At 32.9% G+C, this 24,065-nt stretch carries 22 protein-coding genes; 14 read left to right on the top strand and 8 right to left on the bottom strand.

The annotated features are described in order from the left end of the window. Positions 1-49: 49 nt before the first annotated feature. The 6 genes from cntA to cntE are packed head-to-tail and all read left to right on the top strand — an operon-like array spanning position 50 to position 6,205. A complete protein-coding gene (gene cntA / locus ACO6VN_RS10655) occupies positions 50-1,648 on the top strand; it encodes a staphylopine-dependent metal ABC transporter substrate-binding lipoprotein (RefSeq protein WP_422404646.1) in 1,599 nt (532 codons plus the stop codon). Between the two features lie 11 nt (positions 1,649-1,659). Beyond that, on the top strand, positions 1,660-2,595 hold the full coding sequence (gene opp1B, locus ACO6VN_RS10650; protein WP_218708435.1) for a nickel/cobalt ABC transporter permease: 936 nt from the start codon (positions 1,660-1,662) through the stop codon (positions 2,593-2,595). After that, entirely contained in the window at positions 2,592-3,461 is an 870-nt protein-coding gene (gene cntC, locus ACO6VN_RS10645; protein ID WP_194200386.1) for a staphylopine uptake ABC transporter permease subunit CntC, read from the top strand. Before opp1B ends, cntC begins: the two co-directional genes overlap by 4 nt. Beyond that, positions 3,458-4,273: a staphylopine uptake ABC transporter ATP-binding protein CntD gene (gene cntD / locus ACO6VN_RS10640; protein ID WP_422404645.1), complete on the top strand. Its 816-nt coding sequence runs from the start codon at positions 3,458-3,460 to the stop codon at positions 4,271-4,273. The genes cntC and cntD overlap by 4 nt, the downstream gene beginning before the upstream one ends. Further along, positions 4,266-5,015: an ABC transporter ATP-binding protein gene (locus ACO6VN_RS10635; protein ID WP_194200388.1), complete on the top strand. Its 750-nt coding sequence runs from the start codon at positions 4,266-4,268 to the stop codon at positions 5,013-5,015. The genes cntD and ACO6VN_RS10635 overlap by 8 nt, the downstream gene beginning before the upstream one ends. A gap of 11 nt (positions 5,016-5,026) precedes the next feature. Next, positions 5,027-6,205: a staphylopine family metallophore export MFS transporter CntE gene (cntE, locus tag ACO6VN_RS10630; protein ID WP_194200389.1), complete on the top strand. Its 1,179-nt coding sequence runs from the start codon at positions 5,027-5,029 to the stop codon at positions 6,203-6,205. 374 nt (positions 6,206-6,579) lie between these two features. On the opposite strand, the gene ACO6VN_RS10625 is transcribed toward cntE, so the two are convergent. Then, positions 6,580-7,527 (bottom strand): rhodanese-related sulfurtransferase, encoded by a 948-nt coding sequence (locus ACO6VN_RS10625; protein WP_016999734.1) that lies wholly within the window; start codon positions 7,525-7,527, stop codon positions 6,580-6,582. A 258-nt stretch (positions 7,528-7,785) separates the two neighbouring features. Here ACO6VN_RS10625 and ACO6VN_RS10620 point away from each other — a divergent pair, with 258 nt between their 5' ends. Continuing rightward, positions 7,786-9,702, top strand: coding sequence for an FUSC family protein (locus tag ACO6VN_RS10620; RefSeq protein ID WP_422404644.1), 1,917 nt, complete (start codon positions 7,786-7,788; stop codon positions 9,700-9,702). A gap of 75 nt (positions 9,703-9,777) precedes the next feature. Here the strand turns inward: ACO6VN_RS10620 and ACO6VN_RS10615 are convergent, their stop codons facing one another. Next, entirely contained in the window at positions 9,778-10,611 is an 834-nt protein-coding gene (locus tag ACO6VN_RS10615; RefSeq protein WP_216683613.1) for an alpha/beta fold hydrolase, read from the bottom strand. 187 nt (positions 10,612-10,798) lie between these two features. Here ACO6VN_RS10615 and ACO6VN_RS10610 point away from each other — a divergent pair, with 187 nt between their 5' ends. The 6 genes from ACO6VN_RS10610 (at position 10,799) to ACO6VN_RS10585 (ending at position 15,567) form a co-directional block, all read left to right on the top strand. Continuing rightward, positions 10,799-11,638, top strand: coding sequence for a class I SAM-dependent methyltransferase (locus tag ACO6VN_RS10610; protein WP_422404643.1), 840 nt, complete (start codon positions 10,799-10,801; stop codon positions 11,636-11,638). 200 nt (positions 11,639-11,838) lie between these two features. Beyond that, positions 11,839-13,035: an MFS transporter gene (locus ACO6VN_RS10605; protein WP_218708411.1), complete on the top strand. Its 1,197-nt coding sequence runs from the start codon at positions 11,839-11,841 to the stop codon at positions 13,033-13,035. Positions 13,036-13,056: 21 nt separating this feature from the next. Then, a complete protein-coding gene (locus ACO6VN_RS10600; RefSeq protein ID WP_016999728.1) occupies positions 13,057-13,962 on the top strand; it encodes a shikimate 5-dehydrogenase in 906 nt (301 codons plus the stop codon). A 29-nt stretch (positions 13,963-13,991) separates the two neighbouring features. After that, positions 13,992-14,429 (top strand): type II 3-dehydroquinate dehydratase, encoded by a 438-nt coding sequence (gene aroQ / locus ACO6VN_RS10595; RefSeq protein ID WP_422404642.1) that lies wholly within the window; start codon positions 13,992-13,994, stop codon positions 14,427-14,429. Positions 14,430-14,613: 184 nt separating this feature from the next. Beyond that, the gene (locus ACO6VN_RS10590; RefSeq protein WP_016999726.1) at positions 14,614-15,069 is read left to right on the top strand and encodes a MarR family transcriptional regulator; all 456 of its coding nucleotides are present in this window, start codon (positions 14,614-14,616) and stop codon (positions 15,067-15,069) included. A gap of 24 nt (positions 15,070-15,093) precedes the next feature. After that, on the top strand, positions 15,094-15,567 hold the full coding sequence (locus ACO6VN_RS10585) for a peptide-methionine (S)-S-oxide reductase (protein ID WP_194200393.1): 474 nt from the start codon (positions 15,094-15,096) through the stop codon (positions 15,565-15,567). Positions 15,568-15,637: 70 nt separating this feature from the next. Here ACO6VN_RS10585 and ACO6VN_RS10580 read toward each other — a convergent pair whose 3' ends face one another. From ACO6VN_RS10580 to fni, 5 genes are all read right to left on the bottom strand, one after another. Further along, positions 15,638-16,714, bottom strand: a complete 1,077-nt coding sequence (locus tag ACO6VN_RS10580; RefSeq protein WP_064204410.1) for a phosphomevalonate kinase — start codon at positions 16,712-16,714, stop codon at positions 15,638-15,640. Between the two features lie 12 nt (positions 16,715-16,726). Then, a complete protein-coding gene (gene mvaD, locus ACO6VN_RS10575; protein ID WP_194200394.1) occupies positions 16,727-17,710 on the bottom strand; it encodes a diphosphomevalonate decarboxylase in 984 nt (327 codons plus the stop codon). Between the two features lie 5 nt (positions 17,711-17,715). Then, positions 17,716-18,639, bottom strand: a complete 924-nt coding sequence (gene mvk / locus ACO6VN_RS10570) for a mevalonate kinase (protein ID WP_422404641.1) — start codon at positions 18,637-18,639, stop codon at positions 17,716-17,718. A gap of 114 nt (positions 18,640-18,753) precedes the next feature. After that, positions 18,754-19,728: an SMP-30/gluconolactonase/LRE family protein gene (locus tag ACO6VN_RS10565; RefSeq protein WP_064204412.1), complete on the bottom strand. Its 975-nt coding sequence runs from the start codon at positions 19,726-19,728 to the stop codon at positions 18,754-18,756. A 311-nt stretch (positions 19,729-20,039) separates the two neighbouring features. Beyond that, positions 20,040-21,095: a type 2 isopentenyl-diphosphate Delta-isomerase gene (gene fni, locus ACO6VN_RS10560; protein ID WP_016999721.1), complete on the bottom strand. Its 1,056-nt coding sequence runs from the start codon at positions 21,093-21,095 to the stop codon at positions 20,040-20,042. 229 nt (positions 21,096-21,324) lie between these two features. Between fni and ACO6VN_RS10555 the strand changes: the two genes are divergently transcribed. Then, entirely contained in the window at positions 21,325-22,212 is an 888-nt protein-coding gene (locus ACO6VN_RS10555) for an osmoprotectant ABC transporter substrate-binding protein (RefSeq protein WP_194200397.1), read from the top strand. Positions 22,213-22,719: 507 nt separating this feature from the next. On the opposite strand, the gene ACO6VN_RS10550 is transcribed toward ACO6VN_RS10555, so the two are convergent. Next, positions 22,720-23,964: a Glu/Leu/Phe/Val family dehydrogenase gene (locus ACO6VN_RS10550; protein ID WP_194200398.1), complete on the bottom strand. Its 1,245-nt coding sequence runs from the start codon at positions 23,962-23,964 to the stop codon at positions 22,720-22,722. Between the last annotated feature and the right edge of the window lie 101 nt (positions 23,965-24,065).

Below are 24,065 nucleotides of genomic sequence, written 5' to 3'. Positions count from 1 at the left end.
AATAATTGAGAATAGTAATCATTATGAATTAGAAAAGTGAGGAAACAACATGAATAAATTAGTTAAACTTAGTTTGGCTGCAATAGCATCGGGTCTCATTTTAACGGGATGCGGAAATAGTAAAGGATTAGATGAAAAAAAGAAAGATAATACTTTAACTTATACGACAGTTAAAGATATTGGTGATATGAACCCTCATGTATATGGTGGGTCTATGTCAGCTGAAGATATGATTTATGAATCTCTCGTTGAAAATACGAAAGATGGTATTAAACCATTGTTAGCGAAATCATGGGATATTTCAAAAGATGGCAAAACGTATACTTTTCATTTAAGAGATGACGTTAAATTCCATGACGGAACTCAATTTGATGCAGAAGCAGTTAAGAAAAATATAGACGCAGTTCAAAGTAACAAAGAATTGCATTCATGGCTTAAAGTTTCGACTTTAATTCAAGATGTTAAAGCTATAGATAAGAACACTGTCGAAATTAAGCTTTCTGAAGAATATCAACCTGCTTTAAATGAGTTTGCAATGCCAAGACCGTATGTATTTGTATCTCCAAACGATTTTAAAGATGGTACAACAAAAAATGGTGTGAAAGCTTTTGATGGTACAGGACCTTTTAAAATGGGGGATCATAAGAAAGACGAGTCTGCAGAATTTGTAGCAAATAAAGACTACTGGGGCGAAAAATCTAAAATTGAAAAGGTACAGGCTAAAGTAATGCCAGCAGGTGAAACTGCATTTTTATCTATGCAAAAAGGTGAAACAAACTTTGCGTTTACTGATGATAGAGGAACAGATAGTTTAGATAAAAGTTCTATCAAACAATTAACTGATAAAGGTGACTATAAAGTTTATCATAGTAAACCAATGCACACTAAAATGATTGTTGCTAATACAGGTAAGAAAGATAGCCCTATTAGTGATAAAAGCGTGAGACAAGCAGTAGCGCATGCTGTAGATAGAGATAAAATAGCTAAAGACATCCTTAATGGAGAAGAAAAACCAGCAACACAATTATTTGCGAAAAATGTATCTGATATTGACTTTGATGTACCAACGCGTAAATATGACTTAGAAAAAGCTAAGAAAATATTAGACGAAGCGGGTTGGAAAGCAGCAGGTAAGGATAAAGTACGTGAAAAAGATGGAAAAGCTTTAAAATTATCTATTTACTATGATAATGGTTCTTCAAATCAAAAAGAAGAAGCAGAATTTTTACAATCTGAATTCAAGAAAATTGGTGTAGCATTGAATTTAAATGGTGAAACATCAGATAAAATTGCTGAACGCCGAACATCGGGTGACTATGATTTATTATTCAATCAAACATGGGGATTATTATATGACCCACAAAGTACAGTTTCATCTTTCAAAGCTAAAAATGGTTATGCAGCAGCAACATCTGGCATTGAAGATAAAAATAAATTATATGAAAACATCGATGAAGTATTCAAATTACAAAATGATAAAAAACGGTCAGAGAAATATAAAGAAATATTAACGCAATTAGAAGAAGAATCAGTCTTTATTCCAGTTTCATCTGGAGGTATGACTGTTATAGCGCCTAAAGATTTAGAAGGTGTTCGATTTACACAATCTCAATATGAATTACCATTCAATGAAATGCATTATAAATAAGGAGCGTTAAGATGGTTAAATTTATTTTAAAGCGTGTAGCAATGATGTTTCCATTGATGATTGTCATTAGTTTTATCACATTTGTAATGATGTATATTACGAACGAAAACCCTGCCGTAACGATATTACATGCTCAGGATGTACCAAATGTGACTCAACAATTAATCGATGAAACAAATAAAAAATACGGTTTAAATGATCCCATCTTTGTCCAATATAAAAATTGGTTATTAGACGCAGTACAACTTAAATTTGGAGATAGTTATATAACAGGTGAACCTGTCTCCGAACGAATACTACCTGCGTTTAATAACACATTAAAATTAACAATAGTATCAAGTATTGTTGTTATAATAACATCCATTATCTTGGGTGTGGCGAGTGCCTTATTGAGAGGAAAGTTTCTTGATCGTGCAATTAGGTCTGTTGCTTTCTTCTTAACGGCACTTCCTTCATATTGGGTAGCATCGATGTTAATCATTTATGTATCCGTAAAAATGAATTTATTACCCACATCTGGTTTAACGGGACCAGAAAGCTATATATTACCGGTTACTGTTGTAACGTTGACGTTTGCTGGAATTTATTTCAGAAATGTAAGACGTTCAATGATTGAACAATTAAATCAAGATTATGTCTTATATTTGAAGGCAAGTGGTGTTAAATCGTGGATGATTGTTTTACATGTATTAAGAAACGCATTACAAGTTGCTGTTTCGATATTTTGCATGTCTATCCCCATCATTATGGGTGGTTTAGTTGTCGTTGAATACATATTTGCTTGGCCAGGACTAGGTCAATTAAGTATAAAAGCAATATTAGAACAAGACTTTCCAGTCATACAAGCTTACGTACTTATAGTGGCTATTTTATTTGTCATATTTAATACATTGGCGGATATTATTAATGCTTTCTTAAATCCAAGGTTAAGGGAGGGGAAAGCATGATGATTTTGAAACGTCTGTTAAAAGACAAGGGAGCAATGATGGCTTTAACCATCATTATTATTTATATCATATTAGGTGTATTTGCACCTTTTGTTACGCCACATGATCCTACTCAAGTTGAGTTAGCTAATAAATATAGTGGCATCAGTTTTTCGCATTTATTAGGAACAGATCATTTAGGACGTGATGTACTAACACGCATAATATACGCTATTCGACCTAGTTTGCTCTATGTCTTTATAGCACTATTCATATCTGTATTTATAGGTGCAGCATTAGGATTTATTTCTGGTTATTTCCAAGGTTATATTGATGTAGTGATTATGAGATGTTGTGATATTATGCTTTCTTTTCCAAGTTATGTTGTGACATTAGCTCTTATTGCTCTGTTTGGTATGGGAGTTGAAAATATTATTCTCGCATTTATATTGACGAGATGGGCGTGGTTCTGTCGAGTAATACGTACAAGCGTTATGCAATATACAACCTCAGATCATGTGCGTTTTGCTAAAACGATTGGTATGAAAGACTCCAAAATTATAATTAAACATATTATTCCACTTACGCTAGCAGATATTGCTGTAATTGCGAGTAGTTCAATGTGTTCAATGATCTTACAAATCTCAGGCTTTTCATTTTTAGGACTGGGTGTTAAAGCGCCGACCGCAGAGTGGGGCATGATGTTGAATGAAGCTAGAAAAGTGATGTTTACACACCCTGAAATGATGTTTGCACCTGGTTTAGCAATTATCATCATTGTAATGGCATTTAATTTCTTATCTGATTCACTTCAGATTGCAATCGATCCTAGAATTTCACAAGTGGATAAAATAAGTCCTTTAAAGAGAGGTGTCGCTAAAGTATGACGCTATTAAACGTAAAAGAACTTAGTATTATGGATACTTGGACAGGAAAACAACTCGTATCAGATATTAACTTTGATGTAAAAAAGGCTGAAACAATAGGTTTAATTGGAGAAAGTGGTAGTGGTAAATCGATAACTTGTAAGTCTGTTATGGGGCTTAACCAAGATCGATTAAAAATAACAGGTACCGTTGAATTTGAAGGTGTATCTTTACTAGATTTAAAAGAAAAAGAAATAAGACGACATCGTGGTCGTGATATTGCGATGGTCATGCAACAAGGTAGTCGTGCCTTTAATCCATCCATCCCTGTTGGTAAACAAATGTATCAAACGATGCGAGTCCATAGTGATTTATCGATAAAAGAAATCGAAGAAGCGCTTATTAAATCAATGACATATATGTCATTGAAAGATCCAAAGAGAATATTAAAAGCATACCCTCACGAATTATCAGGGGGCATGTTACAACGTTTGATGATTGCTTTAGCATTGAGTTTGAAACCTAAACTTATTATAGCAGATGAACCAACTACTGCTTTAGATACAATTACTCAGTATGATGTGTTAGAAGCATTTGCCAAAATAAAGAGAGAGTTAAATTGTGCGATGATTTTTATATCTCATGATTTATCAGTCATTCATAATATTGCTGACCGTGTAGTTGTAATGAAAGATGGTAATATCGTCGAGAAAGGTTTTAAAGAAGATGTGTTTCATAGACCAAAGCATGATTATACAACCTACTTATTATCTACAAAGAAAAAGGTAAATGATCATTTTAAACGAGTGTTAAGAGGTGAACAAAATGCTTAAAGTTGATTCAGTGGAAAAGTCTTATGGCGGTATACAATTATTCAAAAAACAATCGACATATGTAGTAAAAGGTGTCAGTTTTGATTGTGAAATGGGCTCAAGCATTGCCATTATAGGCGAAAGTGGTAGTGGTAAATCAACGTTAAGTCGTATGATACTTGGCATAGAAAAACCAGATAAAGGGTTAGTTACTTTAGATGGCAAATCAATTTGTAAAAGAAAAGTTCGTAAACATCAAATTGGAGCAGTTTTCCAAGATTACACGTCTTCTTTACATCCATTTCAGACTGTTAGAGAAATACTGTTAGAAGTCATGTGTGATTGCGGTGGTAAGAGCAAACAAGAAATGCATGATGAAGCGGCGACACTCATGGAAGAAGTTGGTTTAGGTGAAGGATATTTAGATATGTATCCTAATACTTTATCTGGAGGAGAAGCGCAACGTGTAGCTATTGCAAGAGCGCTTGCTATTCATCCAAGATATATATTATTTGATGAAGCGATTAGTTCATTAGATATGTCGATACAAACTCAAATATTAGACTTATTAATTGAATTAAAAGATAAACGTTCGCTTACTTATATATTTATAACACACGATATTCAAGCAGCAACTTATTTATGCGATAGACTTATTATTTTTAAAGATGGACAAATTGTAGAACAACTTAAAACGAGTCAACTACATCTTTCAAAAAATAAATATACAAGAGCGTTAATCGATAAACAACTTTCGTTTTAAGGAGTGAAAATATGAAAGGTGCAATGGCATGGCCATTTTTAAGGTTATATATATTAGCGCTTATGTTCTTTAGTGCTAATGCGATATTAAATGTATTTGTACCATTAAGAGGTCATGATTTAGGTGCTACAAATACGGCAATCGGTATTGTAATGGGTGCTTACATGTTAACAGCAATGGTATTTAGACCGTGGGCTGGACAAATCATTGCTAAAGTAGGCCCGATTAAAATATTACGTATCATATTAATTATTAATGGTATCGCGTTAATAATATATGGATTTACAGAATTAGAAGGGTATTTTGTAGCAAGAGTGATGCAAGGTGTTTGTACAGCATTCTTCTCAATGTCATTACAACTTGGCATAATTGATGCATTACCTGAAAAACATCGTTCAGAAGGTATTTCATTATATTCTCTTTTCTCAACTTTGCCTACACTAATTGGACCGATAATCGCAGTTAGTTTATGGAATAATGAAAACATGGGTGTATTTGCTATTGTTATGATAGTGATAGCCTTATCAACAGGCATATTCGGTTATAGCGCAACGTTTAGTGATGTCGCATCGGATGAGAAACCTGTTGTAGAAAAAGCGCCATTCAATGGCTTAACTGTATTTTGTCAATTTTTTAAAAATCCTGCGTTATTTAAAAGTGGTCTTATTATGATTATAGCTTCCATTGTATTTGGAGCTATTACGACATTTATTCCATTATTTACAGTCCAATATGGATTTGCTAATGCAGGTATATACTTGACGATACAAGCAATTGCTGTTGTATTATCAAGATTTTATTTAAGAAAATTTATACCATCTGATGGATTGTGGCATCCAAAGTTTATGTTAAAAGTATTAGGTATTCTAATGTTAGCAGCTATCATTGTTGCTTTTGGACCATACATATACATAGGAGTATTTTATGGTAGTGCAATCTTAATCGGTATTGCCCAGGCAATGATTTATCCAACTTTAACATCATACTTAAGTTTCGTCTTACCACGAGCAGGTAGAAATATGTTGTTAGGCTTATTTATCGCTTGTGCCGACTTAGGTGTATCGTTAGGTGGTGCTATGATGGGTCCAATATCTGATTTAGTAGGCTTTAAATGGATGTATTTAATATGTGGCATGCTCGTCTTAATAATAATGGTTTATAGTAGTAGGAATAGAAAAGCAGCATATTAAATGATAATAAAACGGAACAGCCCGAGACAATGATTGACGTCCCGGACTGTTTTGTTTGTGTTAATAAAGTAGCGAATGTTGCAAAACGAGGTGCACGAGCAACATAACAATCTCCTTATTGACACGTTTAGTAAGAAAAGGCAACAAGACCATCGTTATTGACACGTTTGATGAGAAAAGGCAACAAGGCTACTCTTATTGACACGTTTAGTGAGAATAGTCAATAAGGCTACTGTTATTGACAGGTTTGGTAAGAATAGTCAATAAGACCATCGTTATTGACAGAAGAACGTGCAACATAAGTCTCCAGCCTATTACTGCCAATACAAAGAAAGAGTTCGAGACATTAACCAATGTCCCGAACTCGTTATATTTTAAACTAGTTCTTTAAAGTTTTCTAAGCGTTTTTCTTTTTCTTCGTCGCTAATGTTATGTGCTTTAACATAGCGGTTGTTTTCTTTGCTTGCACATTCGTGTGAGCATGCGCCAAGATATTTCGCTTCATTTTCTTCTGTAACTAAGAATTGTCTGTTACATTCTGGATTGCTACAGTTGATGTATCTTTCGCAAGGTGTACCATCGAACCATTCTTTTCCGACTACTGTTTTTTCTACTTGGTTTACGTCTACGCTAATACGCTCATCGAATACGTACATTTTTCCGTCCCAATATTCGCCTTTAGTTTCTGGATCTTTACCGTAAGTAGCGATGCCACCCTCTAATTGTGCAACATCTTCAAATCCTTCTTTTAATAGGAAACCTGAGAATTTTTCACAACGAATACCGCCTGTACAGTACGTGACAATTTTTTTGTCCATGAATTTTTCTTTATTCTCTTTAATCCAGTCTGGTAAGTCTCTGAATCTTGTGATGTTAGGACGAATTGCGCCACGGAAATGACCTAAGTCATATTCATAGTCATTTCTTGCATCAATTACTATTGTGTCGTCAGATAATAAAGCTTCTTTAAATTCTTTTGGTGATAAATATTCACCAGTTAATTGTTTAGGGTTAACGTCTTCTTCTAAGTCTAATGCAACAATTTCTGGTCTAGGACGAACGTGCATTTTTTTGAAAGTATGCCCTTCAGCTTCATCTATTTTAAATACGATATCTTTGAAGCGTTCATCAGCTTTCATATGTTCCATGTATTGATCAGTTGCTTCTTTAGTACCTGATAAAGTCCCGTTAATACCTTCGTTTGCAACTAAAATACGGCCTTTCAATTCTAAGTCTTTACAAAAATCTAAATGCTCTGCTGAAAAAGTTTCAGGGTCATCGATTGTTGTGTATTTATAAAATAATAATACTCTGTAATCCATTTTCATTCTCCTCTTATATTTTAAATAGTATTATGTGTAAAATTTTTAAGTGTTTATAATTTGTAGTTGTCCCTTTTAAATGAGGGCATATTTTATCCTCATTATATTGTATCAAAAAAGTTGCATATTTCAATTGTTTAATTTTGTAAAATGTTGTGAAAGGAGTTTTATTGTAATGATTTATAAGTTGTTCTACAATAATTTTGTGTACTTATGTGTAAATTAACAAATAAAATCACTTATAAAAGGAGGGATACAGTGAGAGATTTAGTTCATAAGATAAGTAAGTATTTTTCCAGTTTGATGACATTACATACTGAACGATTGAATTTGAAAAAAGGTATTAGACAAGGTTTGTTAATTGCTGTTCCCATCTTGATTGGTTATTTATTAGGTAGAACAGATTTAGGATTACTTGTAGCAACAGGAACATTAGCTCATATATATGCGATTAAAGGGACGTTCAAGTCGAAAGTACAAACTGTACTCGTATCTGCAATATTGCTATCTATTTGTATGTTTTTAGGTACTTTGACAGTTGGTAACCAACTTCTATTTGGTATATTGCTCGTCCTGATTTCGACTTTGGTCTTTTATGTTTTTGTTTCTTTAAAAATACCAGGACCAGCTTCTACATTTTATATTGTGCTATTTGCACTACCTATGAATTTACCGGTAGAGCCAAGTGATGCATTTTTAAGAAGTGGGCTAGTCTTGCTAGGTGGTTTACTAGGAACAGGCGTGCTTGCCATTTCTTTATTATCAGAAAAAGAAAATGTAGAACGTAGCAGTGTAGTTCAAAATTTCAAATTCCTTTGTGAAATGATGTCTGAATTTAATAATGATTCATTTGAAGCTTTATCTAAAAAAGTAAAAGATAATTTTAAGACGACAGAAAGAATATTTATTACTGCGGGTGCTAAGAAAAGCTCACAAAAGAAACGTTTATATTTATTACATTCTATAGCCCAAGGTATATATGCTGAATTATTAGAATTAAAAGAGAGTGGCGTTAAGGAAATCCCAGAGTCTTTTTATAATTTATTACAAGACATTAATGAAAATGTTGCTAAAGAACAATATTTAAAAAGTGATGATACAAATATTATAAATAACGACGAAACTTATAATGATTTAACGAAATACTTATTTAGAGCTAACGATTTGTTAGCTATTCCGAAAGATCAAGTTCAATATGAAGTAGATATGCGTAAACCTATATATAGTAAAAATCTATTTCACAACTTAACATTAGACTCTTACGCTTTTATATCTACACTAAGATATTTAATCATTATGTCTGCTGCTATCACAATTGCTTTTGTATTCAAATTTGATCAAGCATACTGGGTACCATTATCTGCTAATACAGTAATGATAGGTGGTACAACATTAAAAGGTATGGAACGAGCAAGTTTAAGGTTTTTAGGAACGGTAGTAGGTGTCATATTGCTTTCTATAATCTTAGCTTTCCATCCGAATATCGTAATTGCGATTATCATTCTAGGATTATCAGCATTAATAGGAGAGACATTAGTAGCAGCTAACTACGGATTTGCGATGACCTTTATTACGATACAAGTCATATTATTAAATGGAATAGCATCACAGGATATTTCATTATCTATCGCGTTACCAAGAATTACAGATGTATTCGCAGGTGTGGTAATAGCAGCTATAGGTTTATTAATATTCGGTAGAAATGCAGCATCAACCATCATTAACAACACAATAGCAAATGTCGTAAGAACAGAATCGAAATTATTTTTCAAATTGTTCTCAAAAGAAAATTATCAATTTAGTGAAGAAGAAAAGAAAAATATATCATTAGAACTCAGCATAAAAATTAATAATATGCATAATATGTATGATAGTGCGATAGAGGAACTATTTAATGATAAAAAGAAAATAAGACACTATTATTCCAGCATTTATTTACTAGACGAATTGAGTTTCCTACTAGAAAGAGCAATTCATTTAGAAAACAGAGAAACATTTGATGAACAATTAATAAGTAAATATTTATTTTTATTTGAAGTTTTAGCATATACATTAGAAACAAAACAACCAATCAAAATCAAAACTGATTTATCAATACTACCTGTATATCGAAATATACGAATAGTATTATTGAAATTGCAAAACCATCATTTAGAAAAAGAAGTTGCGAATTGATTCCTTATTCGAAATAATGCTCCTAATCCGTTGAAATTTTAGTTAACGAATTAGGAGCACTTATTTATATATTCTTTATTTCCACAATTCTAATAAAACTTTGGCGAATTCGTCAGGTTTTTGTACATAACCTAAATGTCCGCCTGGAATATCGACGAGCGAAATATTTGTTTGTTCGTGTATATAATAGTTTACGCTTTGTGGAAATGATCCTTTTGAATCTGTACCGTTTAGTAGTGTAATAATATCTTTGTATTTTTCTAAATCCTCTAAAGAAATATTTGAGTGTGTGTATTGTCTAATTTCATATTTAACCCAATTTATCATTTCTTCATAACGCTTATTCTTGCTTTCATCGCCAGCTGATATAGGTTGAGACATACTTTCTTCATCTATTTTAGCAATGTCTAATGTTTTTGCGAATGCTGCCATACCAGGTTCTAAACCGTTAGACAGTGCAATTTCTACTATTTCGGCATTTTGATCTTTCCAATACTGACTATCTGGTAAGAATGTGTTAATTGGTGGTTCGTGAAAGGCGATTTGTTTTACTACTTCTGGATAATCCGTTAATACATGCATCGTGACAATTGCGCCTGAACTAGACCCAAGTATATACACAGGTTCATTGCTTAAATGTTTTGCGAGTTCAGCAATGTCAAGAGCGTCACGTTTTACACGGTAATCATCATCTTTATTTTTAGCTCTATCTGGAAGTGGATCTGTCAGCTCACTTTTACCATAACCTCTTCTATCCACTGCTACTACAGTAAATTGATCTTTAAGTTGTTCTGCTATAGGTAAAAATATGTCTCCTGTACCATTTGCGCCTGGAACTAATATTAACACGGGCCCTTGTCCTATTTTATGATAATGTAGTTTTGCTCCATTTAAATCTAGACTTTCCATTTTATTGCCCCCATTTAATTTATATAATGATTTATTATTATATCTTCACTTTTTTTAAAATTTTCAAACCATGCAAATATTTGACTAAATCTATTTGAAACATATATATTATATAATTTTGTAAATTTTTGACAATATTTACCTTCACTGCAATAATGGAATAAAATAGATAGAAGGAGGAAGGCAGATGTCAAAATTTGAGGGGATACCTGAATCGATGTTAATTCCACTTGCTGCAAAGGCAAATGAATATTATAAGTCCTCTCCAATTATTTATGATCCTTATTCACTGGATATAATGAGGGAAGTGGATTATTCTTTTGAAAATTTTTCTAAGGACTGGATGTCACAACTTGGTATATGTATTAGAACGGAAATACTGGATGAAATGGTTTTAGATTTTGTTACGACATTTAAAAATCCTTTTGTGATAAATATAGGGTGTGGCTTGGACACGAGATTAAGCCGTTTAGACTTAAAAAAAGTACCGTGGATAGACATCGATTTGCCTGAAAGCATAAATGCAAGACGGCGCTTTTTTTATGAAACAGATTATTACAAAATGATTGGGAAATCTATGTTTGATTATTCTTGGTTGAAAGATATAAGAAGTCATCCTTCATTTAAAGAAGACTCAAATATATTAATCATTTTTGAAGGAGTATTAATGTATTTTGAAGAATTGGATATTAAAAATTTACTAAGGGAAATCACAAAAACATTACAGCATCAAAATGTGAAAATTGCTGCAGAATTTTGTTCGAAAACAATGACTAATCATTCGGAAAAACATCCTTCTGTCTCAAAATTATCTAGTAAGTTGGAATTTAAATATGGATATAATAAAATCTCAGAACTAAAAAATATATTGCCTAAACATTTAAATGTCGTGAATGAAATAAACTATTTTGAACGTTACCCAAATAGATGGAGATGGTTTAGGTTATTTAAATATATCCCTTATTTAAAAAACCGATACAATAATAAAATTGTGTTATTAAAAAATGTACAAAATTTTAAAGAGTAGTCATATAAAGAAGAGAAAAATCTATAGGTTTTCTCTTCTTTCTTTTTTTATGTCTTTTTTAATAAGCATAGACATTGACTTTCCCATAAAACGTAGTAAAATATACTTTGAATTAAAGATACTTTAATTAATAATTATTTAATTAAGATTAAATTCAGCTGAATCTTTAATCCAAATATCAATTGGAGGGTTATGTAAAAATGAATAGAGTACCGTATCTGGCCTCAACTACAGGGATTTATTTAAATTTCTTTATTTTAGGTATGGTCAACATTATATTTGGGTCAAATATGGATAGTTTAACTGGCCAACTAGGAACAACAGCAGGAGGCGTGAGTACGTTGCTGTCTGGTTTTGGTGTTGGTAAGTTACTGACTTACGCAATTAATGGTTATCTTTCAGATAAAATCGGAAGAAAGCCAGTCATTATTATCGCAAGTGTATTAATGGCATTTTTCTTATTTACTTTCCCATTTACATCTAGTTATGTAGTGGCATTTATACTTGCTATTATCATGGGTATTGGTAATTCTGCTTTAGATTCAGGTTCTTATCCTGCTTTAACAGAATCTTATCCAAACTCGGCAGGTACAGCGAACGTGTTATCGAAAGTATTTAACTCAATCGGTGGTATATTACTACCATTATTTATAACGTTCTTACTAACGAACGACATGAGTTATAAAATGTCATTTATCATTCCGGGAATCGTGACAGTAGTGGCATTAATAATATTAATATTTGCTAAATTCCCAAGTAATAACTCAGTGGACAGCTCATCTGAAACCACTCAGCAAAGTAAATTTATAGAAGAGCCTAAGTTCTGGATAGAAGGTGCAGCGTTAGTTGTTATTGGGTTTACTTCCCTTGCGCTTATTATGATTGCGCCTTTATGGATACCAACTTTAGCTCAATCTGTATTAGGTATGAGCCAAGCAGCTTCAGTTTCAGTTATTAGTTATTATACTGCTGGTGCTTTTGTATCAGTTATATTACTAACATTACTTCTGAAAAAAATTAGCGTACTTTATATAATGATTGTTTATCCAGTATTAACAATTGTTGGCTACGTATTAGTATTACTATTACCAGTGTCATTCTTTAGTAATATTCTAATCTTTATCGTTGGTTTATCTATTTCTGGTGTATTACAGTTAGCAATTACAGCAATAACAACGATATTCTGGCAACGTAAAGGCGCTATGACAGGAATTATTTCTACTTCCGGAAGTATTGCAGTAATTATCATGCCAGCACTAACTGGTTATATGGAAGGTTCTATAGGTATACAATCAGTTATTTGGTTAGAAGTTATATTATCAGTTATTGGTTTAATCGCAGCAGTTGTTGTGTTCTATAGATATAAAGCAATTACAGGCGGTCGCGTTGATATTTAATTTTAAAGGAGAGAGCAAATCATGGAATTTGAAAAAAACTTAGAAAAAATAGATGGAAGAACAAAATTAGTAGGATTATTAGCTACACCAATAGGTCACACTTTATCACCAAGATTGCATAATTTAGGTTATTCTATTAAAGGTTTAAACTATGCTTACCTTGCATTTGAAGTAGGTAATGACAATTTAGAAGAAGCTGTTAATGGAATGAGAGCTGTAGATGCAGCTGGCTTTAATGTTTCCATGCCTAATAAAATGGAAATCATCCAATATTTAGATGAATTAGATGACAGTGCTAAATATTCTGGTGCAGTTAATACTGTAGTAAATGACAATGGCAAATTAATTGGTCATAATACTGACGGTCAAGGTTACGTTGAAAACTTATTAAATCATGGTGTTGAAATAGAAGGTAAAAAAATAACGCTAGTAGGATCAGGCGGTGCAGCAACACCAATCGCAATTCAATTAGCACAATCTGGTGTTTCAGAAATTAGTATTTTTGCTAGAAATGATCAATATTTTAAACAAGCTGAAGAAAATGCTAGAAAAATTAACGAAGATATGAAAGAGTTCAACGTTAAAGCTAATATTTTCCCATTAGAAGATAAAGAACAATTCAGAAAGGAAATTGCTGACAGTGTTGTACTTGCAAATGGTACAAGTCTTGGTATGAAACCGTTAGACGATTTAAGTATTGTTGATGAAACATTAGATGTATTAAGAAAAGATTTAGTCGTAACAGATGTAGTATACAATCCTCAAAAATCTAAATTATTACAACAAGCTGAAGACGCTGGATGTACGGCAATTAACGGTTTAGGCATGATGTCATGGCAAGGTGCGATTGCATTTAAACTATTTACTGGTGTAGATATGCCTAGAGAAGAAATTGTAAAAATTATGTTCGGTGAAGACAGCAAATAATTTAAAATTTTGAAAGAAGGTCATTACTAATGAAACAGTTTTTAATGTTACATGGTGTGAATCATGATATGTTCGGGCGCAGAGATCCTGAACAGTATGGGACAATAACTTTAGATGGAATCAACGATAAGATTGATGAATTAGCAAATGAATTAAATGTAAATGTTGAAAAATACCAAACTAATTTTGAAGTCGAAATGGTAAATAAAATAAATGAAGCATATTTGAACAATGTTGATGGCGTTATAATTAATGCTGGCGCATGGACACATTATAGTTATGCAATTCGTGATGCATTAGCCATATTAGAATGCCCAGTTGTAGAAATTCATATGTCTAATATTCATTCACGTGAATCATTTAGACATCATTCAGTCTTTGCTGATATCGTTACAGGTCAAATGACTGGATTCGGAGTGGAAAGTTATTTACTTGGTTTAAGAGCTGCTTATTCAGCTATAAAATAATATGTAAGTTGAAGAGGTTAAGGTGCCCATGTTGTTGATATTATTTCACACATGTGAGGTTCTTTAACCTCTTTTTTCTATATTTTAAGGGTGTTTAACCAAATGTTTAGGTATTTATAGTAAAATAAAAATAAGATATACAAAACATTGGAATGGAAAATGATAATCAAGGAGTTTTTGCAATATGGAGAATCGACAAGTACAGAGCATATATGTCAATCTTATAAAAGCTTCTCAAAACGTCCAAAAGGGGCTTTTTGAAATATGTAGAGAAGAAAATATTAAAGTTAATGATTTTTTAGTATTAGGAGCTTTATATCAATGGGGCGCACAATCTATCTTATCAATTAGTAAAAACGTATTAATTAAAAGTGGCAGTATGACCTATATTATTGATAAGCTTGAGAAGAAAGAATTGATTTATCGAACGCCATCTAAAGAAGATAGACGTGTTATTTTAATTGATTTAACAGAAGAAGGCTATAAACAAGCAGAAAAATTGTATAACGCTGAATTAGAAATGTTCGCTCGTATGTTTGAAAAAGCGAGTAAAAAGACTTTAGATAATGCACCTAGCGAATTGAGAGAATTAAGAGATGTTTCAGATGCGTTCGTTGAGGAAAATGGATTTAAATACTAATTTTTAATTAAGAAAGGATTAGTTATGGAAACTGTATATATAGCAGGTGGTTGTCTATGGGGCGTACAAGCTTTCTTTAAAACTTTGCCAGGTGTCATAGATACAGAAGCTGGTAGAGCGAATGGAGAGAGTCATAAATTAGAGGGTCCGTATGATGGTTATGCTGAATGTGTGAAAGTTATTTATAATCCTGAAATTGTATCTATTAATGATTTAATGCATTATTTATTTGAAATTATTGATCCATATAGTGTTAATAAACAAGGGCAAGATGAAGGATTAAAGTATAGAACAGGTCTATATAGTACTGAACAAGCACATCTAGAAGAAGCTAGAGCGTTTATAAGTAGTAGAGATGATGCCAGTCAAATAGCTGTAGAAATTAAGTTATTAACTAACTACATAAAAAGCGCTCCAGAACATCAAGATAGATTAACTAAATACCCAAACGACTACTGTCATATACCTAAGGCATTGTTAAAAAAGTATCAAAGTTAATATAAAACGCCACATAAAAAATGAATTTATTTCATTTTTTATGTGGCGTTTTTAGTTTTAAAAACTTTAGTTATTGTCCGTGATATATATTAAATAATAACGGTTTGATACAATTTTTTGTCCATTCGTCGTATATTTTTTGTTTGTTAATATTATTTTCTACTATTGTAATACCGCAATCTCCACCGCCAGCGCCAGACGTTTTACTTGCGCCACCAAATTTCTCACCAATATCACATAGTTTCTTAAGGTGTGTTGTTTCTATATCAATTGTAGCAAGTGAATCTAATTTTTGGATGATTTTTCGATTTTGTCGAATCATCTCCTGCACGCCTTGTATATAATTTGTCTTAAATGAATGGATGAGCTGTTCTACATACATTTGAGATTTTTCTAAAAATTGACTGTAGAATATAGGATCTGCTTTTAAACGTTTCACTTCACTTACTAAGTGGTGTGAAGAAGCGGGCGACCCAGTCCAACCGATTAATACTTCCATACGTTCAGGGGCTTGTAACGGCTCTATATGAAGGCCAGGCCAATTTTTCTTAAGTACTTCATTGACTGATGTAGCTTCGATTTGTTCTTTTACCCATACATGATCAAAAGTACTATAAACTAACCAACCTGTGTATACACTGACGGCGATATCACCACAAGAACTTAAACTTTGTAATTTCATGTTTGCGATAACAGCGAGTTTATAAATGTATAGATTAGATAATTGTAAGTTATAAAATTCATTCAAAGCTTTGACTACAGAGACTAATACAGCAGCACTTGATCCAATTCCATATTTATGACCATTTGCATCGTCTAAATTACTATCAATTGTAATATTGAATGGTCTCATTGGTATATTGAAACTTTTCGCGTATTGTTCAAAGACTTCGATTGCTTGTGTAATATATTTTAATTGTTCAGCAGCATCAGTATCTGAAACAATAATATTATCTTCAGCTCTTATAAATGTTACAGGCTCATGATGCAAGGTTTTGGAATGTATTAACCCTGTATTTCCATTTGTATCTTCTATTGTGGCTGTAACAAAACGATCTACTGCTATTAGTACGGATTTGTATCCAGGTTCAGTCACTGCGTATTCTCCAGCAATGTATAATTTTCCTGGGGCTTTCACTTGAATCATTTTATCTCTTCCTTATTCTAAAATTTCAATTCCTGTGTGCGTGATATCACTCGCAATTACTTGTTCTTCTTTAAAATGTTGAAGTAATGCATTTAAAATGTATTGCTGATTTTTCTTCTCTGTTAGAATTTTCACATTCGGCCCCGCGTCCATTGTAAAGTAACAAGGGTATCCGGCTTCGCGACATTGGTGAACAATTTCCATCACGAGATAACTATCAGGTACTAAATATGTGAAAGGCGGCTGAGCACCTAAATTGGTAGCATGCATGCGTAAACCATTTTCTTCTATAACTTCACCTAAATGTTTAAAGTCTTTGTTGTTAATTGCTTCTTTTACAGATTGAATATCTTCATCAACATGATCTAACCAATATTGATAAAAGCGGGAAGTTTGTCTTGTATGAGACATACCAGAACGGCTAGAAACCTTCTTAGATTTATCATTAATTACGACAAAAACCATAGAGAGTTCATTTTCCCAGTCATTTGCATCGATAGCGTGAGCATAAGACGTTTCATCATCATGTCCCTTTTCCCATTCTGCAAATCCACCAAAAATACTTCTAGATGCTGAGCCTGAACCTCTACGAGCTAGTCTAGATAAATCCTTCTTAGACATGTTTAATTGTAAGGCTTCATTACATGCTGCCGATAATGCTGCATATGCGCTTGCTGACGAAGCAAGTCCAGCGGCTGTTGGTACATAATTTATACTTTCGATATATGCATACATGGAGGTTTGGCTTCGTTCTCTAACGAGGTCCATAAAGCGGTAAATTTTATTAGCTTCGTCATCACTCACTTCTTCTCCATTCAATATTAATGTATCTTTAGTATATTCTGGATTGAAAGTGACTTTCGTATCCGTGTAAAAACGGTCTAGTGTGACCGATAAACTATTATTCATTGGAAGAATTAAATCTTCGTCTGCTTTACCCCAATATTTTATTAAAGCAATATTAGTATGGGCACGCGCTTTACCACAGTTGTTCAATCTGATTAACCTCCTAAATATTCAATCCAAGTATGATGTGCACCAAATTCAAGAGCACTGGCTGATATTTTTTCAGCAGTTTCAAGATCTTGAGCTAATACAATCATACTGCCTCCACGACCACCGCCAGTTAATTTCCCAGCAATAGCACCTTGATTTTGACTTAATTCAAGAAGTGCTTCTATTTGATCATGACTAACAGTAAGGTTGCGTAAGTTTTCTTGAGAAAGCTTAAAAATATGCGCTAATTGATTGAAGTCATTATTGTTGATTGCTTGATTCGCTTCGTGCACAAGCACGCCAATATGTTCTACATATTGCATATATTCTTGACTATTATCACATAAACGGTGAACATCTTCTACTGCCTTTTTAGTAGAACCTCTTACACCAGTATCAATTACAACCATATATCCTTCTATAGCTAAAGGTTTTAAAGTCGTTACTTCACTTTGTTGGAACCATACGGGCTTATTCGAAACAATGGTTTGTGTGTCTATACCACTAGGTTTACCATGTGCAATTTTTTCTGCCCAATTTGCTTCTTCAATGAGTTTTTCATCAGAAAGAGGCTTGTTTAAATAATTATAACTTGCTCTTATAAAAGCTATTGCCATCGCTGCACTAGAACCTAGACCTCTAGACGGCGGTAAGTTTGTTTCAAATGTAACATTAATAGGTTGGGGTATTTCATATTTATTAATGAAACGGGTTACAACTAATTTAATATGTTCAGGTGCTTCATCTAGAAACCCTTCGTATACATCACTATTAATAAAAGAACGTTCATTTTCTTTCAATGATGTTATCGTTGCTTTAACTACACCAGATTTAAAGGGAATAGCAATTGCAGGTTGTCCAAATGTTACAGCGTGTTCTCCTATTAAAATAACTTTCCCATTTGCTTCCCCGTATCCTGTTTGTGTCATACTTCAATCACCTTTAGCACTTTCAAATTTTTTTCATTTTTAATAACACTTTACCATTATAAAACTACTGTCAAATATATTCAAAGACCTTACCTTAAAATTTCCATTTATTCATTAATGAAATTGGTAACTATTATGACCTTTTGCAAATCCTTTTGCTGTAAACAACCAAGAATCTCCGCCACTTTCAATATCATTAGCACAAATGATTAATTGGTTTGTACCAGGAATAAAGGCAGGGTGGGTAGACCTTAACATGTGACCTTCGTCACGTCCGGGCATTAAAATTTGTCCAATTGGATAGCCTCGCTTATTAAATACAAGCACTCTACCTTGACCGTACATTGCTACGTAAAGATTGTCGTCACTATCAATACAGCATGAGTCCGGACCTTCGTGACCCGTAAAGTGATAAGGTATAGAAGCACCAAATGGCTCAATTGTTACACCATCTTCTTCTAATGAAATGCGATGTAATCTATTGGCATTCGTTTCAGTAACCCATAGTACACGTTCATCTGTACTTAAAGCTATGCCATTAGCGACAGAAATATTTTGAATGATTGGTGTGATTGATTGATGATCGGGCGATACATAATATACGCCACCCAGAGGATTTGTTGAATAACCCCTAAAATCAGTGAAGTAAAATCCGCCTTTACTATCAAATACTAAATCATCTACACAATATTCAGTGTCTATATCTGAAACTATACTTTGAGGGTTTTTGCCATCAGAGTCAACTGAAATAATGCCGCCGGAATCTTTAAAATTCCCTAAATAACATAAATATAAACGACCATCTTTATGAATTTTTACAGCAGCAGGGTTTGTTTTTTCAGATTGAAAGACTGTATTTACTTTCTTCTCGGGTAAATCAACGCGAAATATTTTTCCACCAAAAACTTCACACAAAAATAAATTATGGTCTCTGTCGAAACATAAACCTTCAAGTTGAAGTCCTTCGTCTGAAATTTTTAACCATGGTTCAGCTGTAACTGTTTGTAAATTTTGTTCACCTGAAAGGAGTGGTACTGCACTTTTAGAAGCTTCTGTATAGTAAAGAGTTGGAATTTCTTTATGAGTCATAACACATTCTCCTTTATCGTTATATTATTCATTTAAATCTATGTAAATAATAAAAGATATCTTCTATATATGCCTTTTATATTATCACTTAATATCATATATTAAAAATTAAAAAAGATGTTGAAATATTACTTATAAACAATATGTATACATAGGTAATATATAAAGGTTTAGAAAACAAAATTTAAAGATAAATGTTTATATATATAAGAAAAAACTCCTAAAGTTATTTGATGTCGAACTTTAGGAGTGTACTTCATAGTTTGGTTTATATAGCAAAGGAACAACTCATAATTATGTCCCTGATATGTTTATTTTAACTTATCATTAATGGACTTTGTACGTTGATCAACGTAACTTTGTAAATCTGGAGAAAATACGTAGTCTATTGCTTTTAAATCAGATATTTTCGAGGCATTTAGTAAATTCGCAATGATATACATTTGTTCTATAAATTGCTTCATGTTATCAATTGTATGTTCTAATCCAAATTCATCTAGTTGTTTAAGGACGTAGCCTGATAATCCGACCGCTTCTGCTCCTAATACTAAACACTTTATAGCATCGAGAGGATTTTTAACGCCACCGCTAGCTAATACATGAATGTCTGTCGCCAATAATTTTGCTTCTATTAGACTTTGTACGGTACTTTGTCCCCACATATTTAAAAATGCCATGTCTTTTAAAGGACGTCTTTGATTCTCGATATCTGCAAAGTTTGTTCCACCTCTACCACTCACATCAACATATTGGATACCGATATTTTTAACTTTTTGAATAGTTTCAGCGCTCATACCAAAACCAACCTCTTTAATGATAACGGGTACGCTTATATGTTCTTTAATCTCTTTTATATTTGTTAACCAGTGTTCAAATTCAGTATCACCTTCAGGCATAATAAGCTCTTGAGGTGCATTAACATGAATTTGTAATGCATCAGCTTGTAAGAGGTCGATAGACTTTTGCGCATTTTTATAGCCAATATCGGCACCAACGTTACTAAAAATAATACCGTCTGGATTTTCTTCTCTTACAACTGTAAAGCTATATTCGGCATTTGGGTCTTTCAACGCTGAATGAGTAGAACCAACAGCCATAGGAATTTGACAAGCCTTCGCAATTTGAGCGAGTTGTTTGTTGATGAGTGCAGCACGCTCGCTACCGCCAGTCATCGCATTTATATAAACAGGATGTTTAAAAGTAAAATGAGAGAGCTTAACAGATAAATCTATTTGATTTTTGTTAATTGAAGGAATGGATTGATGAATTAGCTGAACCTTATCAAAATCAGTTCCCGTTGCTTGATAAGTATCTAAAGCTAATTGTATATGTTCATTCTTTCTAATGCTTCTTAATGAGTCGTCCATTCATTTATCCTCCATGCATCTATATGTTAAATGTTTTATTTTTATCTCATTCATATTATATCAGTTGTCATATTGAATATAAACTAAACAATATAATAATGGGCAGTCTTTAACCGGTCCACTATGTAGGCTATAAAACAAAATTAATTATTTGTGATAATATAATATTATATAAATATAAAACTTATGGAGGAGAAAAGTTATTAAACTAAGAAAATTTACTTTAATTATGATTTGTACACTATTATTAAGCGGTTGTACATTGCCTGGTATAGGTGGTGCTTCACCTCAAACTGTGAAAATTACAGCACTTGCGACAAGTGAGTCTCAAATTATGGCACATATGATTCGACTGCAAATTGAGCATGATACTGATGGGGAAGTTAAACCTGTTATTGTAAATAACCTCGGGTCTGCTGTTATTGAGCATAATGCAATCATGAATGATGACGCTCAAATTTCTGCTACAAGATATACGGGTACAGATTTAGTCGGTGCATTAGATTCTGATCCTATTACAGATACTAAAAAAGCAGAAAAAGCGGTTAAAGCTGGTTTTCAAAATAAATTTAATCAAACATTTTTCGACTCTTACGGATTTGAAAATACTTTTGCTTTTACTGTGACGAAAGAAACAGCAGAAAAATACAATTTGAAAAAAGTATCAGATTTAGAGAAACATAAAGATAAATTGAGAGTAGCAAGTGATGCTACATGGATTAAACGTGAAGGTGATGGTTATCCAGCATTCGCAAAAGCTTACGGATTTGAATTTAAAAATATACGCACAATGCAGATTGGACTCGTATATGATGCATTGAAGAATAAAAGCATCGATGCAGCACTTGGTTATACGACAGATGGAAGAATTGCAGCATATGATTTAGTGACATTAGAAGATGATCGTCATTTCTTCCCACCATATGATGCAAGTCCTTTAGCAACAAATGAGTATTTGAAGAAGAATCCAAAAGCTAAAAAGTCTATCGAAAAGTTAATTGGCAAAGTGTCTACTGAAAAAATGCAAGAACTAAATTATAGAGCAGATGGTAAAAAAGAAGAACCAGCCGTTATAGCGGAAAAGTTCTTAAAGAAGCATAATTATTTTGAGCAGTAACAAAACGGTAGATGACGAAGCGAATAAAAAATTAAATTAATGATAATAAGCTGAGACATTTATTAGTGTTTCAGCTTTATTATTGAATTAGAAAGAAATAAGAGGCATGTATGAGTTAATGAGTCAGGAATCCAATAAGAGAGTGTTTACTTGGATTAAAGAGTTAGAAAATCCAATAAGAAGGTGTGTAGTTGGATTAATGAGATAAAAAATCCAATAAGGATGCGTGTACTTGGATTATTGTTGTAGTTAATCCAATAAGAGGGTGTGTAGTTGGATTAATGAGATAGAAAATCCAATAAGGATGCGTGTACTTGGATTATTGTTGTAGTTAATCCAATAAGAGTGCGTGTACTTGGATTAATGTCATAGAAAATCCAATAAGGGTGTGTGTACTTGGATTATTGTCTTAGAAGATCCAATAAAAACCCCTCACTATAAGCGATAGTGAGGGGTTTAATAGTTCATTTAAAAATATATTAAGCTTAGTTGTATCAACTGTTTATCTTACGCCCAACCTCTGAAACGTGTTGCTTCTGCTGTTCTTCTAACACCAACAACATAAGCTGATAAACGCATATCTAAATTTCTATTTTGTGAAATTTCGTATACTTTACCAAACGCTTCTACTAGTTTCTCTCTTAATAGTCGATTGACTTCTTCTTCAGTCCAATATAAGCCATCATTGTTCTGTACCCACTCAAAGTAAGAAACAGTAACACCACCAGCACTTGCTAGAACGTCAGGGATTAATAAAACATCCTTTTCTGTTAAGATGCGCGTTGCTTCTTGTGTAGTAGGTCCGTTAGCAGCTTCTGCTACAATTTTCGCTTTAATTTTTGGTGCGTTGTCTGCTGTGATTTGGTTTGCTAAAGCAGCTGGTACTAAAATATCACAATCAATTTCGAAAAGTTCTTCGTTTGTAATAAGATCATCGAACAGTGGTGTAATACGACCGTGTTCTTTTCTAAGTTCTAGTAAATGATCAATATCTAAGCCATCTGGATTGTATAAAGCACCACGACTTTCAGATATACATACAATTTTAGCGCCTTTATCGTGAAGAATTTTAGCAATAAAGCTACCTGCGTTACCAAAACCTTGAATAACAACACGTGAATCTTCTATATTAATATTCTTACGTTTGGCCGCTTCTTCAATAGTGATGACTGCACCTAATGCAGTTGCTTGTTCACGTCCTAATGAACCACCTAAACTAAGTGGTTTACCTGTAATAAAGTTTGGCGCGTTTACTTTATTCATTAAACTATACTCATCCATCATCCAAGACATAGTTTGTGCATCTGTATACACATCAGGTGCAGGGATGTCTTTTGTAGGTCCGACGATTTGAGAAATTGCTCTAACATAACCGCGTGATAAACGTTCCACCTCAGTCTTACTCATATCATGAGGGTCACATTGGATGGCACCTTTACCACCACCGTACGGTAAATTAACAATGCCGCATTTTAATGTCATCCACATAGATAAAGCTTTAACTTCATTTTCATCTACATCTGGATGGAAACGAATACCGCCTTTTGTAGGTCCAACTGAATCATTATGTTGAGAACGATAGCCTGTAAAAGTTTTTACTGAACCGTCGTCCATTCTAACTGGTATACGAACTTTAAAGAATCTCATTGGCTCTTTGATTAATTCATAAAGGCCATCATCGTAACCTAATTTATGTAATGCCTCTTTTACAATACTCTGTGTAGAAGTTACTAAATTACTATTTTCATTCATAGTTGACTCTCCTATTCTCTGTCTAGAAAAAACATACTAAAGTAAATAATAATACGAATAAAAAAATAATTCAATATAATTAACTGAATTTACAAAAAACT

The organism is Mammaliicoccus sp. JADD-157, from assembly GCF_049310805.1.
Classification (GTDB): domain Bacteria; phylum Bacillota; class Bacilli; order Staphylococcales; family Staphylococcaceae; genus Mammaliicoccus; species Mammaliicoccus lentus.
Note: the sequence above shows the minus strand (reverse complement) of the source record. Positions and strands in the feature narration are given on the sequence as shown.